This window comes from Actinomadura sp. NPDC000929 (assembly GCF_040492065.1).
In the GTDB taxonomy this organism is placed as follows: domain Bacteria; phylum Actinomycetota; class Actinomycetes; order Streptosporangiales; family Streptosporangiaceae; genus Spirillospora; species Spirillospora verrucosospora.
This window is the reverse complement of record NZ_JBEUPA010000004.1, coordinates 54,155-69,014: the sequence shown is the minus strand read 5'-3', so window position 1 is coordinate 69,014 and position 14,860 is coordinate 54,155. Positions and strand designations below refer to the sequence as shown.

General features: G+C 73.2%; 9 protein-coding genes. 6 read left to right on the top strand and 3 right to left on the bottom strand.

What is annotated here, in order from left to right; genetic code table 11:
• The first annotated feature begins 253 nt into the window (after window positions 1-253).
• The 4 genes from ABWI04_RS02590 to ABWI04_RS02575 all read left to right on the top strand — a co-directional run bounded on the left by ABWI04_RS02590 (window position 254) and on the right by ABWI04_RS02575 (window position 4,418).
• Window positions 254-1,921, top strand: a complete 1,668-nt coding sequence (locus tag ABWI04_RS02590; RefSeq protein WP_353831261.1) for a glycoside hydrolase family 13 protein — start codon at window positions 254-256, stop codon at window positions 1,919-1,921.
• A gap of 308 nt (window positions 1,922-2,229) precedes the next feature.
• On the top strand, window positions 2,230-2,853 hold the full coding sequence (locus ABWI04_RS02585) for a TetR/AcrR family transcriptional regulator (protein ID WP_345172227.1): 624 nt from the start codon (window positions 2,230-2,232) through the stop codon (window positions 2,851-2,853).
• Window positions 2,854-2,964: 111 nt separating this feature from the next.
• Entirely contained in the window at window positions 2,965-4,173 is a 1,209-nt protein-coding gene (locus ABWI04_RS02580) for a cytochrome P450 (protein ID WP_353831260.1), read from the top strand.
• A 5-nt stretch (window positions 4,174-4,178) separates the two neighbouring features.
• Window positions 4,179-4,418: a ferredoxin gene (locus tag ABWI04_RS02575; RefSeq protein WP_353831318.1), complete on the top strand. Its 240-nt coding sequence runs from the start codon at window positions 4,179-4,181 to the stop codon at window positions 4,416-4,418.
• Window positions 4,419-4,554: 136 nt separating this feature from the next.
• Here ABWI04_RS02575 and ligA read toward each other — a convergent pair whose 3' ends face one another.
• Together ligA and ABWI04_RS02565 are read right to left on the bottom strand one after the other, a co-directional pair.
• The gene (ligA, locus tag ABWI04_RS02570) at window positions 4,555-6,546 is read right to left on the bottom strand and encodes an NAD-dependent DNA ligase LigA (protein ID WP_353831259.1); all 1,992 of its coding nucleotides are present in this window, start codon (window positions 6,544-6,546) and stop codon (window positions 4,555-4,557) included.
• A 69-nt stretch (window positions 6,547-6,615) separates the two neighbouring features.
• On the bottom strand, window positions 6,616-8,460 hold the full coding sequence (locus ABWI04_RS02565; protein ID WP_345172221.1) for a serine/threonine-protein kinase: 1,845 nt from the start codon (window positions 8,458-8,460) through the stop codon (window positions 6,616-6,618).
• Window positions 8,461-8,616: 156 nt separating this feature from the next.
• Here ABWI04_RS02565 and ABWI04_RS02560 point away from each other — a divergent pair, with 156 nt between their 5' ends.
• Complete coding sequence (locus tag ABWI04_RS02560; RefSeq protein WP_353831258.1) at window positions 8,617-13,377, top strand: HEAT repeat domain-containing protein; 4,761 nt, start codon at window positions 8,617-8,619, stop codon at window positions 13,375-13,377.
• A 33-nt stretch (window positions 13,378-13,410) separates the two neighbouring features.
• Here ABWI04_RS02560 and ABWI04_RS02555 read toward each other — a convergent pair whose 3' ends face one another.
• Window positions 13,411-13,878 (bottom strand): hypothetical protein, encoded by a 468-nt coding sequence (locus ABWI04_RS02555; RefSeq protein WP_353831257.1) that lies wholly within the window; start codon window positions 13,876-13,878, stop codon window positions 13,411-13,413.
• 162 nt (window positions 13,879-14,040) lie between these two features.
• On the opposite strand from ABWI04_RS02555, the gene ABWI04_RS02550 reads away from it, so the two are divergent.
• Window positions 14,041-14,808, top strand: a complete 768-nt coding sequence (locus ABWI04_RS02550; protein ID WP_353831256.1) for a phosphotransferase — start codon at window positions 14,041-14,043, stop codon at window positions 14,806-14,808.
• Window positions 14,809-14,860: the final 52 nt, after the last annotated feature.

Genomic DNA, 14,860 nt, shown 5'->3' with positions numbered 1-14,860 from the left:
CCTGAACGCATCGTCGCGGAACCGCACACCCGATGGACGAACCGTCCGCGAGAGGCGACCGCCACGCCAATCCGTCTCGGACCGTCCCATCGGCACCGCATCCCCACCCCGCCGACGACCACGCCCGAGACAGCCGCGAGCGGGGCGCTCCCGGGCCACTGCGAACGGCCCGTGAAGCCGGGTTCTGGCGGCGCCGGGCCTCTGCCGGGCGGTCTCAGGTGCGGACCAAATCGATCTCCCGACTGTCCCTCGTATGGATCTATCGTCGAGACCTCCTTCACCGGCGCGCCCCGCGGAGTTCTCCAGCTCCCCGGCGGCCGGTACGCGCTGGTGGCGTGACGCGGTCATATACCAGGTCTATGTGCGCAGCTTCGCCGATGCCGACGGGGACGGGGTCGGCGACCTGGCCGGAATCCGCAGCCGGCTCCCCTACCTCGCCGCGCTCGGCGTCGACGCTCTGTGGATCACGCCGTTCTACGAATCGCCGATGGTCGACGGCGGCTACGACGTCACGGACTACCGCTCGGTGGATCCGACGTTCGGCACGCTCGCGGACGCCGTCGAACTGATCGAGGAGGCGCACCGGCTGGGCCTGCGGGTCATCGTCGACATCGTGCCCAACCACACCTCCGACCAGCATGTCTGGTTCCAGGAGGCGCTGGCCGCCGGGATCTCCGGTCCGGCGCGCGAGCGCTACGTCTTCCGGCCGGGGCGAGGAGCCTCCGGCGAACTGCCGCCCAACGACTGGGAGTCGGTCTTCGGCGGTCCCGCCTGGACCCGGCTGCCCGACGGGCAGTGGTACCTGCACCTGTTCGCTCCGCAGCAGCCCGACCTGAACTGGGAGCACCCGGACGTGCGCGCCGAGTTCGACGATGTCCTGCGATTCTGGCTGGACCTGGGCGCCGACGGATTCCGCATCGACGTGGCGCACGGCATGGTCAAGGCGGCCGGGCTGCCCGACGTCGGCGACGCGCCGCAGTCGCGGCTGCTGGGACGCGGCAAGGTGCCGTACTTCGACCAGGACGGAGTGCACGACATCCATCGAGGCTGGCGGCGGCTGCTCGACTCCTGTCCCGGGGAGCGGATCGGCGTCGCGGAGGCGTGGGCGCCGTCGCTCGATCGGCTGGCCAACTACGTCCGCCCGGACGAGCTGCACCAGGTGTTCAACTTCGACTACATGAGGACCGACTGGGACGCCGCCGAACTGCGCTCGGTGATCGAGAAGTCGCTGGCCTCGACCGGCTCAGTGGGCGCGCCCACCACCTGGGTGCTGTCCAACCACGACGTCCAGCGGCATGTCACCCGCTATGGCGGCGACGAGCTCGGACGGCGGCGGGCGCGAGCGGCGGCGCTGCTCACTCTGGCGTTGCCCGGCTCGGCGTACGTGTACCAGGGCGAGGAGCTCGGCCTGCCCGAGGTGCTCGACATCCCCGCCGAGCTGCTGACCGATCCGCAGTTGGAGAGTCTCAAGGGCGGCCGGGACGGTTGCCGCGTTCCGCTTCCGTGGTCCGGCAACGAGCCCCCGTTCGGGTTCGGATCGGGTGGCGGCTGGCTGCCGTCGCCGCCCGAATGGAAGTCGCTCACCGTGGAGGCGCAGTGGGACGACGAGGCTTCCACGCTGACCCTCTACCGCAAGGCTCTCCGGATCCGGCGCGACCATTCCGCGCTGGGCGACGGTGAGCTGCGCTGGCTGGACGGGCCGCCGGACTGCCTGGTCTTCGAGCGCAGCGGTCAATCCGACGGCCCTCGAATGCTGTGCGCGGTGAACACCGGCGACCGGAGCGTCCAGATCCCAGTCCGCGGTTCGCTCCTGCTGAGCAGCGAGCCGATCCGTATGGAGGGCCCGAACGCGGTCCTGCCACCCGACACCGCCGCCTGGTGGAGTACTGAGCCCTCCGAGGAGCCGGACACGGGCGGCTGAACGCAGTCCCACCCGGCGGCGCGGCCCCGGACCGCACGAGGCGGCCCGGGGCCGGCGGTCGACCGCGGCTCCCGCCAGCCGGGGAGGCGGCGTCTTGATCGGGATCTCCGGAACAGGGGTGAGGGTGATGTACCAGAGGGCCGGAGCGGCAATGGCCTGCTGGAGCGGCTTGTCGTGCACGCCGGTCACGCGTCTGTTGTGAAGCAGAGTGCTCGGTGCCCGTTCTTTTCCGTCTTGAAGGCTGCCGTGACGCTTTCGGCTGGCTTACGGTGTTGAGCACCCTGGGTCCGGCACGGAGGGCGGGCGGTATGCGGGACGACGCGACGGCGCGGAGCGGGCTCAGGAAGGTGCCGCTGAGCAGGCCCGAGCGGCGCGCGGAAGTGTTCGACGCCGTCCTCGCCCTGCTCTCGGAGGTCGGGTACGAGCGGCTGACCATGGACTCGGTGGCCAGGCGCGCGCGGGTGGGTAAGGCGACGCTGTACCAGCGCTGGCCCACCAAGGCCCATCTGGTGATGGCCGCGATGGAGCGCTACCGGCCCGTGGTGTCCGGGCGGGACGCGGGCTCGTTCACCGAGGACATACGCCAGCTGCTGATGGCGTACGTCGCCAGCTGGTCCAGCCTGGACCGCGGGCTGGTCATCGCGCTGCTGGAGGGCAGCCGCCGGGACGCCGAGCTCGCCCGGCTGCGCCGCGAGCGGCTGGCCGATCCCGTGAGGCGCTCCATCGAGGCGGCGCTCGACCGGGCCCGGGAACGCGGCGAGATCCCCGGACGGGTGGACGCCGGGCTGCTGGCCGATCTGCCCTTCGCGGTCATCCTGGGGCATGTGCTGATGCAGGACGAACCTCCAGGCCGCGAGCTGGTCGACCGGTTTGTGGACGGCATCCTGTCCCCCCTGCTGGACGTCCCCAACCTGCCGCAACCTCGCGTATAGAACGGATCCGTTCTACTTTCGAAGCGGATGCCGTCTCCTCCGGCGAGCCCGCCGCAAGCCGTCCCGCCGGGAGCGGCACAGCGCGAGTCTCCGAGGAAGGGATCTCGTCCCATGCGCGCTCCGCAGCCCCCCGCCTCCGTCCCCGCCCCGCTTCCCACGCGGCGCGACGACCCGCTCGACCCGCCACCGGCGCTCGGCCTGCTCCGCAGCGAGTCGCCCGTCTCCCCTCTGTCCTTCCCCGACGGCGCGACCGGCCTGCTGCTGACCCGGCACCGGGACGTCCGCGAGGTCCTGGCCGACGAGCGGTTCAGCGCCGACCGGGCGGAAGCATCCTCACCGATCAGGCGGCCCGCCTTCCGGCCCGAGGACCGGACCGGTTCGCTGCTGTTCATGGACCGGCCGGAGCACACCCGTTACCGGCGGCTGCTCACGCCGTTCTTCACCACCCGCCGGATGCAGGCCCTCGCGCCGCGCGTCGAGCGGATCGTCGCCGACCACCTCGACGCCCTGCGCGCCGCCGGCCCGCCCGCCGACCTGGTTCCGGCGTACACCCTGCCGATCCCGTCCCTGGTGATCTGCGAGCTGCTCGGCGTGCCCTACTCCGACCGCGCCCGCTTCCACGCCTGGTCGGCCGCCCTGCTCAGCGTCACCGCGGACGCCGGGCGGGTGGCGGAGGCCAGGGACGCGCTGCTGGAGTACATGCGGGACCTGGTGGCCGCCAAACGGCGCAGCCCGGACGACGCGCTGCTGGGCTCGCTGATCACCTCCGGGGCCGGGCTGAGCGACGCCGAGCTCAGCGGCATCGGCCGGCTGCTGCTGGTCGCCGGGCACGAGACCACCGCCAACATGCTGGCGCTCGGCACCCTCACCCTGCTCACCCGTCCCGGCCAGCTGGCCGCGTTCCGCGCCGGCCCGCAGGCGGCCGGCCCCGCGGTCGAGGAGCTGCTGCGCTACCTGAGCATCGTCCAGTTCGGCGTCGTCCGGGTCGCCAAGGAGGACGTCGAGATCCACGGGCACCCGGTGCGCGCCGGGCAGACCGTCGTCCTGTCGCTGCCCGCCGCCAACCGCGACCCCGAGCACTTCGAGGATCCCGACGAGCTGGACCTCACGCGGCCGCCGTCCCAGCATGTGGCGTTCGGCCACGGCATCCACCAGTGCCTCGGGCAGCAACTGGCCCGCGTGGAGATGCGCATGGCCCTCACCGCCCTGTTCGACGGGCTGCCCGGCCTGCGCCTCGCGGTGCCGCCCGACGAGGTGCCCATGCGGCACGACATGTTCGTCTACGGCGTCCACCGTCTCCCGGTGAGCTGGGAGCGGTGACCGCCATGCGGATCGTCGCCGATCACGAACGCTGCCTCGGCGCGGGGCAGTGCGCCCTGTACGCGCCGGAGGTCTTCGACCAGTCCGACGAGGACGGAACCGTCGTGCTCCTCGCCGAGTCCCCTCCCGGGGACCTGCACGAGACCGTCCGCCGGGCCGCCCTGATGTGCCCCAACCAGGTCATCAGCCTGCACGAGCAGGCGGCCGCCGATGCGACCTCGTCGGCGGAGACGCGTTCTCCATGACCAGCGCGCCCGAACGGCGGTGAGAAGCCCGGCTCGCCCTGCCCGAAGGCAGTGACGGCAGGCGTCACCGCTGTGCGCCGTGGGACGAGGGAAGGCGTCCGACCCGACCGGGTGGTTCCCGGGGAGCCGGACGCGGTCAGATGACGCCGGCTTCGGCCAGCCAGCGCCACAGTTCGTCCTGGTGGACGACGGTGACGCCGAGCTTCTCGGCTTTGCCGGTCTTGGCGGCTCCGACGTTGGCTCCAGCGAGCAGGTAGTCGGTGCTGGCGGAGACCGACGACGCGGTCGTCGCGGCGGCCTGCTCGACCAGGCGGGTGACGTCCGGGCGGCTGATCTTCGCGCCGGAGCGGGGGTCGGTGAACGCGCCGGTGATGACGACCGACTTGCCCTTGAGAGGCGAGTCGCCCGCGGCGGCCGCGTCGAGGGGCCGGTCCTCGGGCAGGACGTCGAGGTTCACGCCGCGCTCGCGCAGCGCGGCGATCTCCTCCTGGACCTCCGGACGGGCGAAGAAGGCCACGATGCTCTCGGCGGCCTTCGGTCCGATGTCGCGGATGGCAACCAGGTCCTCGGCGGTCGCCGCCGCGACGTCCTCGATGCGCTCGTAGCCGGCCAGGCACAGGCGCTTGGCCGTGCCCTCGGAGGCCATCGGGATCGCCAGCCCGATCAGCGCGCGCCGCAGCCCCACGTCCTTGGACGACGCGATCGAGTCGACCATGTTCTGGGCGCTGACCTCGCCCATCCGCTCATAGCCCAGCAACTGCTCGGTCGTCAGGTCGTAGAAGTCGCTGCGGTGTTTGAGCACGCCGTCCTCGGCGAGCTTCTCGATCCAGACGTCGCCGACGCCCTCCATGTCGGCCGCCTGACGCGAGGCCCAGTGCATCAGCCGGCGCGTCGCCTGCGCCGGGCACTGCAGGTTCACGCACCAGCGCTCCTCACCGGTGCCGCGGACCTCCAGTTCGGAGTCGCACGACGGGCAGTGCGTCGGCGGAACGATCTCGATCTCGCTCCCGTCGCGCCGCTCCGGCAGCGAGCGGCCCGCGAACGGGATCACGTCGCCGCGCCGCACGACCGCCACCGTGTCGCCGATCCGCAGGTCGCGCTCGCGGATCAGCCGGGGGTTGTGCAGGGTGATGTTCTCCACCGTCACGCCGCCGACGAACACCGGCGCGACCTTCGCGCGCGGCGGGACGCGGCCGATCTTGCCGACCGGCCACTGGACCGCCAGCAGCGTCGTCAGCTTCTCCTCCGGCGGGTACTTGAACGCGATCGCTCCGCGCGGCTCGGCGCTGTTGAACCCCGCCGCGTCGAACGCCGCCGGCTCGTGCAGCCGCACGACCGCGCCGTCGATGTCGTAGTCCAGACCGTCGCGGCGGCCGCCGATCTCCTCGATCGCGGCGATGACCTCCTCGGCGCCGGCGCCCACGTACTGGGCGACCGACTCGAAGCCCGCCGGGACATCGATCGCGACGCCGTCGCGGTCGGCGCCGAACGCGAAGAACCTCAGCACGCGCTTGGCCTTCACGGCCGCTTCGGGATCCTTGAGCACCAGCGTTCCGGCGGCTCCCGAGCGCGGGTTGGTCAGGATCCGCTCCGGGTGCGCCTCGTTGTAGGCCGTCCAGACCGACCGGAGCATCACCGCCTCGCCGCGGACCTCCACGCGCCCGGGCTCATCGATCTCGGCCGGCAGGCCCGGGATCACGTGGCGCACCTTCTCGGTCACCAGTTCGCCGACCGCGCCGGTGCCGCGCGTGGCGACGTAGTCGAGCGTCCCGTCGGTGTAGACGACGCTGAGCGAGAGCCCGTCGAGCTTCTCCGACACGCGGAAGACCTGGCCGCCGAACCGCTCGCAGAACGTGCGGATCTGCTCCTCGCTCGTCGCCTTGGCCAGCGACAGCATCGGGCGCGCGTGGCGCACGGTCGGACCGGTCAGCTCCGCGGGCGCGTTGACCTTGCCGAGCGGGCTGTCGGCGGGCTCCAGCTCCGGATGCTCGGCGACGAGCGCGGCCAGCTCGTCCTTCAACGCGTCGTAGTCGGCGTCCGGCAGCGGGCTGTCGCCGGCGCCGTAGTACAGATCGTTCAGTCGCTTGACCTGGGCGGTCAGCTCGGCGATGCGCTCTCCAACGTCCACGCCTCGATTAAACGCGACGGCACCGACAACCGGCCGCTCCGCTCCCCCGCCGGAACCGCGATCTTCGCGTCAGACGACCTTGGCGCAGAGGACGCCTCGCCGGAAATCCCATGTCAGAGAGCCGCGGGGGCACCGGCTCTTGTGATAACCGGTGAACCGGAGGACGCGGCCGTATTCCTTTGGAAGGCCGCTCTTGCCGCATCTCCACGACGTCATCAGACCGTAGCCGCTGATGGCCGCCAGGCCCGGTTTGCTGCCCTTCTTGCCCAGGAAGCATTCACCGTTCCTGAACCGCCGTTCTAGACAGAGATAGGTTCTCTCGCCGTCGTGAGCCGGGGACTCCCAGTAGGACTCTCCGTTGAGCGGTTTGGCGTCGCACGCGCCGCTCGTCTTCTCCACGCCGGTGACCCTCAGGTAGGCGTCGCTCTCCCGGCAGGAGACGGCGCGGGGCATGCCCCCGAGCCACCCGCCGGGGTTCCAGGGGTCCCCGGACGCGTCCAAGCAGTCGTTGACCGAGATGTCGTCGAACGCCTTCCATGTCTTGTCGGGGGTCGGACTCGGCCGGACGCTGCCCCCCTCGCCCGTGGGGCCGGTCGAGCGGCTCGTCGGCGAGGTCGACGCGGCGTCGGCGTTGTTCGAGCCCTTCGAGTCTCCCTTGCCGGCGACGACGATGAGCACGGCGACGAGCACGACCCCCGCGACCGCGGCCAGGACCATCGCGGCCTGCCTGGCCGGTGGACGCTCCCGCCGACGCTCCGCCCGCACCGGCGCCGGGCGCGGCGACGGGCTCGGCGACGGCGGGCGCGGGTCCGCGGGCGGCTGATCGCGCTCGGCCGGCGACGGGCGCGCTCCGCGTTCGCCCGTGCCGCCCTTCCTCGTGAAGACCTCGGTCTCGGCCACCCGCGAAGCGATCATGCTGGTGAACGTCTCCGGCAGGGGCATGCCCTCGTCCGCGACGAGCGCGGAGCAGCGGTCCAGGAACTCTCCGGTCGCCGGGCGGCCGCGCGGATCCTTCTCCAGACCGGCCGCGATCAGCGGTCTCAGCGATGCCGGGACGTCCGCCAGGTCCGGGTTCTGGTGGCGGACCCGGTAGCCGAGGGCCTCGGGCGGCCCTTCGCCGAAGGGATGGCGGCCGGTCGCGGCGAAGGCCAGCACCGCGGCCAGGCAGAACACGTCGCTGGCCGGTTCGAGGTCGCCGCCCAGGAACTGTTCGGGCGACATGTAGCCGGGCGTGCCCACCAGGGTCAGGCTCTGGGTGGGCGCGTCCATCGCGCGCGCGATGCCGAAGTCGATGATCCGCGGCCCGTCCTGGGCCAGCAGGACGTTCCCCGGCTTGAGGTCCCGGTGGATCACGTTCTGCTCGTGCACCGCCCGGAGCCCTTCGGCGAGCCCCGCGCCGAGCGCCGCCACCGAGATCTCGGGCAGCGCGCCGTTCTCCTCGACGGCGTCCTGCAGCGACGGCCCCGCTATGTACTCCGTGACCAGCCACGGCGGGTCGGCGTCGGCATCGGCGTCGATCACCTGCGCCGTGTAGAAGCCCTTGATGCGGCGCGCCGCCGCGATCTCCTTGGTGAACCGGCGCCGGAACACCGCGTCGTCGGAGAAGTGAGGGTGGACGACCTTCACCGCCACCAGCCGCCGGCCCTGGGACCGGCCCAGGTAGACCTGCCCCATCCCGCCCGCTCCCAGCCGCGCCAGCAGCCGGTACGGCCCGACCCGTTCCGGATCGGCGGCCCTGAGCGCCCTGAGTCCCGTGCCGGACATCTCACCTGCCCCAGGTTCGTCGAACATCATCGTCTTCTCGAGGACGAGCCCGGTGACGGCGGTCGTCCGGTGGCAGCGCCCGCGGCGCGGCCCCTGCGTCTTCCCGTGCCGGAGCCGGGGCCATTCTGCGCGGCGGTCATCGTTGATCACAGCTCTTACACGAGGTCTTTGTCGACGGATCGCCCGTTGCTGGCTTTGCCGGGGTCCGGGACGGGCCGCGCCCCGGCACCCGGAACCCGCCGGGGGGCGGCGCGGAGCGCTCGCTACGCTTGGCGCGCATCCGTGATCTGCTGGAGTTGAGAGCGCATGACGTCGGTCGACGACCCGGTCCTCACCGCCATACGCTGCGCCGACGCGGACGGGCTCGCGGCCGCGCTCGATCCGTCGCGGTGCCCGCCCGCCACCTTGCGGCTCCTCGTCCGGCACGAGGACGCACGCCTGCGGGCGCTCGGCCTCGTGTGCCTCGCCGAACGCCTTGAGGCGGGACGGGATGAGGACCGTTCCGAGCTGGCCGAGTTCGCCGCCTCGTTGCCGGGAACCCTCGACGGTTCGCCGGAGGCGTCCCTGGCCCTGGCGCGCCTTCGTCTGCGCTTGCGCTCCCACCTCCGGGACCGGCCCTGGCCGCAGTGGCGGAAGGCGGATCTGCCGGTCCGGATCCAGATCGCGTGGCTGAGCGCCGAGATCGCCGACCGGCCGGAGACCGTGCGGGACGAGCCCCCGGGCGAGCTGCTCTACCAGGCCGTCCGCACGATCGGCGTGTCCGACGTCGACGAACCCGAGCGCCTCGCCCGGGAGCTGATGGGGCGGCTCGACCCCGTGCTGCGGTCGGAGGCTCTGCGGGTCACCCGCGAGGCCCTGCGCGCGGGGCTGCTGGCGCCCGAGCGAGCCCGGACCCTCGTGGTGGGGCTCACCGGGACGATCGCCGGGGAGCCCGCCGCGAGCGCCGCCGCGGCCGGCGTCGCCGCGGCGGCGCTGCGTGAGCTGTCCGAGCCCTGGGCCGCGTTGGATCCGCTGCCGCAGGAGCACCTCTACCGGTTCCTCGAAGGCGGGCCGGGCGACGCCGTCCCCGCGGTGGCCGCCGCGGCGATCGAAGCCGCGGCCCGCCATGGGCATCAGGACCTGCTCCGTGACGTGGCCGCCGACCGAGGGCGGCCTCCAGGGCTCCGTCAGCGGGCTCTGGAGCTGCTCGGAGACCTCGCGAGCCGCGACGACATCGGCGATCTCGTGAGCGTCGCCGCCACCGACCCGCTCCTGCTCGCCGCGCCGGTCACGCGATGCCTGCGCGGGCTGCACCGGCGCGGGCACTTCCCGGCGGGCGACGCCGTCCCGGCGATCGTGCGCCTGGCCGTCGCCGACCACTCGGTGCCCGCGGACGACGTCGCCACCGTCCTGTTCACGTCCCGGCAGGAGACGCTCAAGGAGCTGATGGGCGCGGATGCGGACGATCCGCACTGGCCGCGCCGGCTGGAGCTCCTGGTCGCTCTGGCCGCTCAGGGCACCGGGGACCTGCCGGTGGGCGAGAAGGTCACTGACCTGCTGCGCTCCGCGCCGGATGCCCGGCCGTTCCTGCGGGCGATCCGCGCGCTGCGCCACACGGCCGCCGAAGAGGCCGTCATCGCCGCGCTGCCCAGGTCGCCCGCCGCAGCGGTGGAGGCCCTCGAAGCCGTGGGCGGAGCCCGGACGGTCACCGCCCTGCGAGACGGTCTGGGCCTGGACGGGCCCGAAGGCAGCGTCGCGGTGGTGCCTCACCTGCGGCCCGTGCGCCACCGGGCCCTGGAAGTGCTGTGGCATCTCACCGAGGACCCCGACCAGCGAAGGTCGATCCTGGTCCGGCTCGCCCCGCGGGATCTGCCGGGCCGGATCGCCGCGGATCTCGGCGGCCCGGACGAACGGGAAATGGCGCTGCTCCGCGCGGGCCTGGACCCGGAGAAGCCGGTCGAGGCCCTGTGCAGGCTGGCGCGCAACGCCGGCTCCGAGACCGTGCCGGCCATCGCCGACCTCCTGCTGCGGGTGGTCGCCGATCTCGCGGCGTCCTGGGCGCCGGGCGCGTCCGCAGATGCCACCGAACCGACGGTGCCGCAGGAAGTCATCGCGGCCGTCCGCGACCTCGGCGGCCGCCTCCACGAGAGAGGAAAGATCAGGCCGCGCTGTCTTCTGGACGCCGCGGACGCGCGTGAGGCGGGCGAGGCGCTCGTCGCCGGCATCGCGCTCGATCTGCTGGACCGCCCTGACCTGACGGCGGCTGAACAGATGGTGCTGCTCAGCCTGCTCCTGCAGATCTCCCATCGCGGGATCAGGGCACGGGTGCATCCACTGCTGCGCCACCGTGACCGCCATGTCCGCAAGCACGTGATCGCGCTCCTCGCCCGCGACGCCGACGGCGAGGACGCGCAGGCGCTGTCGGCGAGCCTGATCCCGCTCACCGCCGCCTCCGACGTACAGACCGCGCGGCAGGCGCTGCTCGCGCTCGGGCACGCGCGCGCGTGCTGGGCCGCGGCGGCGATCGCCGCCTGCCTCGACCACCCCAACATGAACGTCAAGAAGACCGCCGCGAACGCGCTGGTCCACGCCGGGGCCCCCGCGGCAGTGCCGAAGCTGCTGTTCTGGCTCGGAAGGCACGACAACCCCGGCCTGCAAAGCGCGCTCGTCGCGGCATTGCGGACGATCCTCGGCGACGCCTACGCCGCGACCGTCGTCGCCGCCGCCGACCGCGCCGCCGACGACCGCACCCGTGCCCTCCTGGCGGCGGGGCTCGGCGGGGCGCTGTCCGCCCGTGCCGTCGGAGCCCTGGCCGACCAGGGGTCGCCGACCGGGGCGGCCCTGCTCTCACTCGTCGCCGGACGCCGGCTCACCCTTGGATCGGGTACGGCCGCGGAGCTGGCGGACCGGATGGCGGCCCACGGCATCACGCCACCGAGCCGTCGGCAAGAACCGCAGACCGCCCTGCCGGACGCTGAGATCGACGCCCTGGTGGACCGCGGCTGGAACACCGAGATCGCACGCCGCCTCGCCGGAAGGGTCGATCGGGATTCCGCCGAGCCGACCGCCGAACGGCTGAGCCTGCTCCGGCCGATGCTGGAACGCTGGCTGGAACTGGCCGCCGAGGAGCCGGAACAGCGCGGCCGGGTCCTGCGGCTCGTGTCGCGCCTCTGCCCCCCGCCGTGGACGGCCGGTGAGTCGGAGGCCTTCGCCCGGTCCGCGCGGACACTCGTGGCGGGGCTGGCCGACATCGGCGACGCTCATCGCGACCGCCTTCTCGCGCTGCTGGAGGACGCGGTCGGGCGGCTGCCCTCCACCAGCGGGTTCGACATCGCCGCTCGGATCCGCGCGCTGCCCCAGGGGGCCGTGGGAGGCCGGTCCCTCCTCGTGCTGCTGCGCCGGTGCGGCGCCGTGCTGACCCGCACCGATCTCGGGCGGGCGCTGGCCGCCGCCCGCGCGGGCGCGAACCCGTGGCTGGCGGAGGCGGAGGTGTTGCGCGAGGCGTTCGGGGCGGCAGGACGGGCCGACGCCGCCGCGAGCGGTCGCGCCGAGACGTCCGAGCCTCCCGCCATAACCCGGTGGCGGGACGCCCTATTCGCGGCCGCCCGAACCCCTGACGGCCTCCGGCGATTCCGCGTCGCGGACCGGCCCGCCGACCTCGGCGACAGCCCGATCGGTCCGAGGGACCGGCTCCACGCACTGATCGAGGTGTTCGTCGAAGCCGACACGGGGGTGCGCGGGCCTCTGCTGGACTGGATGATCGAGTTGCAGCCCCTCGGCGCACCGCCGTGGACCATCGCGGAGGACGCCCGCCGGTCCGCGCCGGACCGCGCGTCTCGTGCCGGTGACCGGGACCAGCCCCGTTCGGCGGTTCAGCGTGAGCGCCTCCTGAGGCTGCTGGAAGATCCCGCGCGGGACCGGCGCGAAGCCGCCGCCCGCGCCATGCTGGGCTGGCCCGAACCCGAGTTCCGGCTCGCGGTCCTGCACGCCTTCCTCGACGGCCGGGTCGACCTCGCCGTCTCCGGCGACCTCGCGCAGGCCCTGGCGCTCGTGAGCGAGACCGAACTGCGCCGGGCCGCAGACCGCGACTCCGGCGGCGACGCGGTTCGCGAACGGATCGCCCGCGTCGCCTCTCATCTGGATCCGCCGGACGTGGACCGGTTCATCCCGCTGCTGGCCGCATGGTGGGAGCACGGCGGACGCTCCCTCCACACGTCCGCCGGCCGAGCGTTGCGCAAGGCGGACCCCGACGTCCTGGCCGAGGCCCTGTCCGGCCGGCTCGACAACGGAGACTGGGGCCTGGTCGATCTCGTCTCCGGCGTCGCGCTGCTGCGCACCCCCACGCTGGCGCGGGCGCACCGGCGCCTACGCGAGGAGGGACGCCACGACCTCGCGGACAAGCTCGTGCTGGTGGACGGGCCGCTGCGCCGTCCCGGCGCGGCCGAGCGGGACTCCGCCGCTCTCTCGGCGCTCCGGAGCCGGCCGGCCGTCCCGGAGGCCGCGCGACGGCCGGCCCGCGCGGACCTGTTCCGGCTGGCCCGTACGGGCGGCCCCGAGCAGATCCGCCGGGCGCTGACCCTGCTCGCCGAGAGTCACGACGACGACCCCGCACGCACGCGCCGGCACGGCGCGGACCGGACCGCGGACCCCGATCCGGAGTTCAGGGAGCTGCTGGCCGAGTCGCTCGGCCATCCCGAGGCCAGGGTGCGCCTCCACGCCCACCGGATCTCCCGGAAGGCGATGGACCGCGAGGACTACCTCGAACACACCGTGCTGCTGCTGGACGACCGGCAACCCGACATCGTGCGCTCGGCGGTCAAGACCTTGTGCCACGCGGCGTGGAAGCCGGCCGTCCCGGCGCTGGTCGGCCTGCTCACGCACTCCCACCCGGCCGTCCGGAGGGCCGTCTCCGACGGGCTCGTCCTTCTCGGGGCGCCGGCGGTCCCCGCCCTCAGGCACGCCGCCGGCAAGGCGCGCCCGGACAAGCGGCACATCTACACCACAGTGCTCGACAGAATCACCGAAGCTCAGGACGGGGCGGCGGCCGGTCCGCGGACCCCTGCCGGACCTTCGGCCCGCAGGTTCTGAACTCGTCGATCACCGCCGCGTCCCGCCCGGTCGCTACTGCTGCTGCCGCATCCAGCGTTCGGACTTGCGCCATCCCTCTCGGCAGGCGGCCAGGAAGGCATCACGTCCCGCCGGAAACGACCCGCCTCCCTCAACTCCCTGCCGGTAGGACTTCTCGCAGAAGTCCGACGGAGCGTTCTCGCCCATGGTGACGCGCATGCCCGCGGCCATCTGCGCCATCCTCGTGAACGTGTAGCGCTTGCCGTCCGGATCGATCATCACGATCTGCCTGCTGTTGGTGATCTTGGGGTCGGACGGCGTGGCCCGCGGCGGCGACGGCCGGGCGCTCGTGGGCGGCGCCGCGGAGGGCGGCGGCGCATCGGTCGTGCCCCCGGAGGGCGTGCTCGGGGCGGGCGCGGAGGAGGAGCCGGCCGCCGCGTTCCCGCCGTCGCCGTCGCAGGCGGCGGCGCCGATGAGGAGCAGGCCGCTCACGGCCAGTCGGATCGCGATCGTTTTGGTCACGGGGAGCTCCGAGAAGAGAAGACAACGGAAGGACACTGGAGGAACACGCGTCTGTCTGACGGTCGCCCGCAGGGGAAAGGTTCGCGCCATTATCGGGATCCGAGCAGGGCGCACCTGGAAAACCAGATGCGCGGGCGCGGGGCCGCAGGTTACATGGCCGGAATGGAAGAGCAGCCGCTGCCGGGCGGCAGGCACGTGGGCGGGGTCCGCATCGGTGACACCGTGCACCGTCCCGCGAATCCCTGGACGTCCACCGTGCACGCCGTGCTGCGCCACCTGGAGACGGTGGGGTTCGAAGGCGCGCCCCGGGTGCTGGGGTACGACGGGCAGGGGCGCGAGGTCCTGACGTTCCTGCACGGCGACACCATCGGTGAACGCCACCCCTGGCCGGCGTGGCCCCATTCGGACGGAGCCCTGCTGCAGGCGGCCGCGTGGATGCGGCGGCTGCACGACGCGACGGCGTCCTTCGTCCCCCCGGAGGACGCGACCTGGTTCGCGGGGCAGAACTGGCGGCCCGGACTGGTCATCGGCCATCACGACGCCTCGCCGTACAACGTGGTGTGGACCGAGGCCGGCGGCCTCGTCGGGTTCGTCGACTGGGACACGGCAGGCCCCTCCTCGCGCGAGTTCGACCTGGCGCACCTGGCCCTGACCTGGGTGCCGCTCCAGGCCCGGCACGTCGCCGAGTTCCAGGGGTTCACGGCGTTCGAGGACAGATCCCGGCGTCTGCACCTCCTGCTGGACGGCTACGGCTACGAGGGCGACCGCGCGGCCTTCGCGGGCGTCGTCACCGGCCGGGCCCGCCGCCAGGCAGGCGTCATCCGCCGCCTGGTCGACGCCGGCCAGACCGCGCTGCGGCCGTTCGCCGAGCAGCTGGAGCAGGCCGCGACCGAGGTCGAGGCACTCCCCGCCTCCTTCTGGCGTGCCTAGGAGACCATCTCCGTCACCTCGGGCCGCGGTCGATCGTGCGCTGTCCCCCCGC

Coding starts and splice junctions, on each gene's coding strand:
- ABWI04_RS02560 (WP_353831258.1), top strand. CDS start 8,617: ATGACGTCGGTCGACGACCCGGTCCTCACCGCCATACGCTGCGCCGAC.
- ABWI04_RS02550 (WP_353831256.1), top strand. CDS start 14,041: ATGGAAGAGCAGCCGCTGCCGGGCGGCAGGCACGTGGGCGGGGTCCGC.
- ABWI04_RS02580 (WP_353831260.1), top strand. CDS start 2,965: ATGCGCGCTCCGCAGCCCCCCGCCTCCGTCCCCGCCCCGCTTCCCACG.
- ABWI04_RS02585 (WP_345172227.1), top strand. CDS start 2,230: ATGCGGGACGACGCGACGGCGCGGAGCGGGCTCAGGAAGGTGCCGCTG.
- ABWI04_RS02590 (WP_353831261.1), top strand. CDS start 254: ATGGATCTATCGTCGAGACCTCCTTCACCGGCGCGCCCCGCGGAGTTC.
- ABWI04_RS02575 (WP_353831318.1), top strand. CDS start 4,179: ATGCGGATCGTCGCCGATCACGAACGCTGCCTCGGCGCGGGGCAGTGC.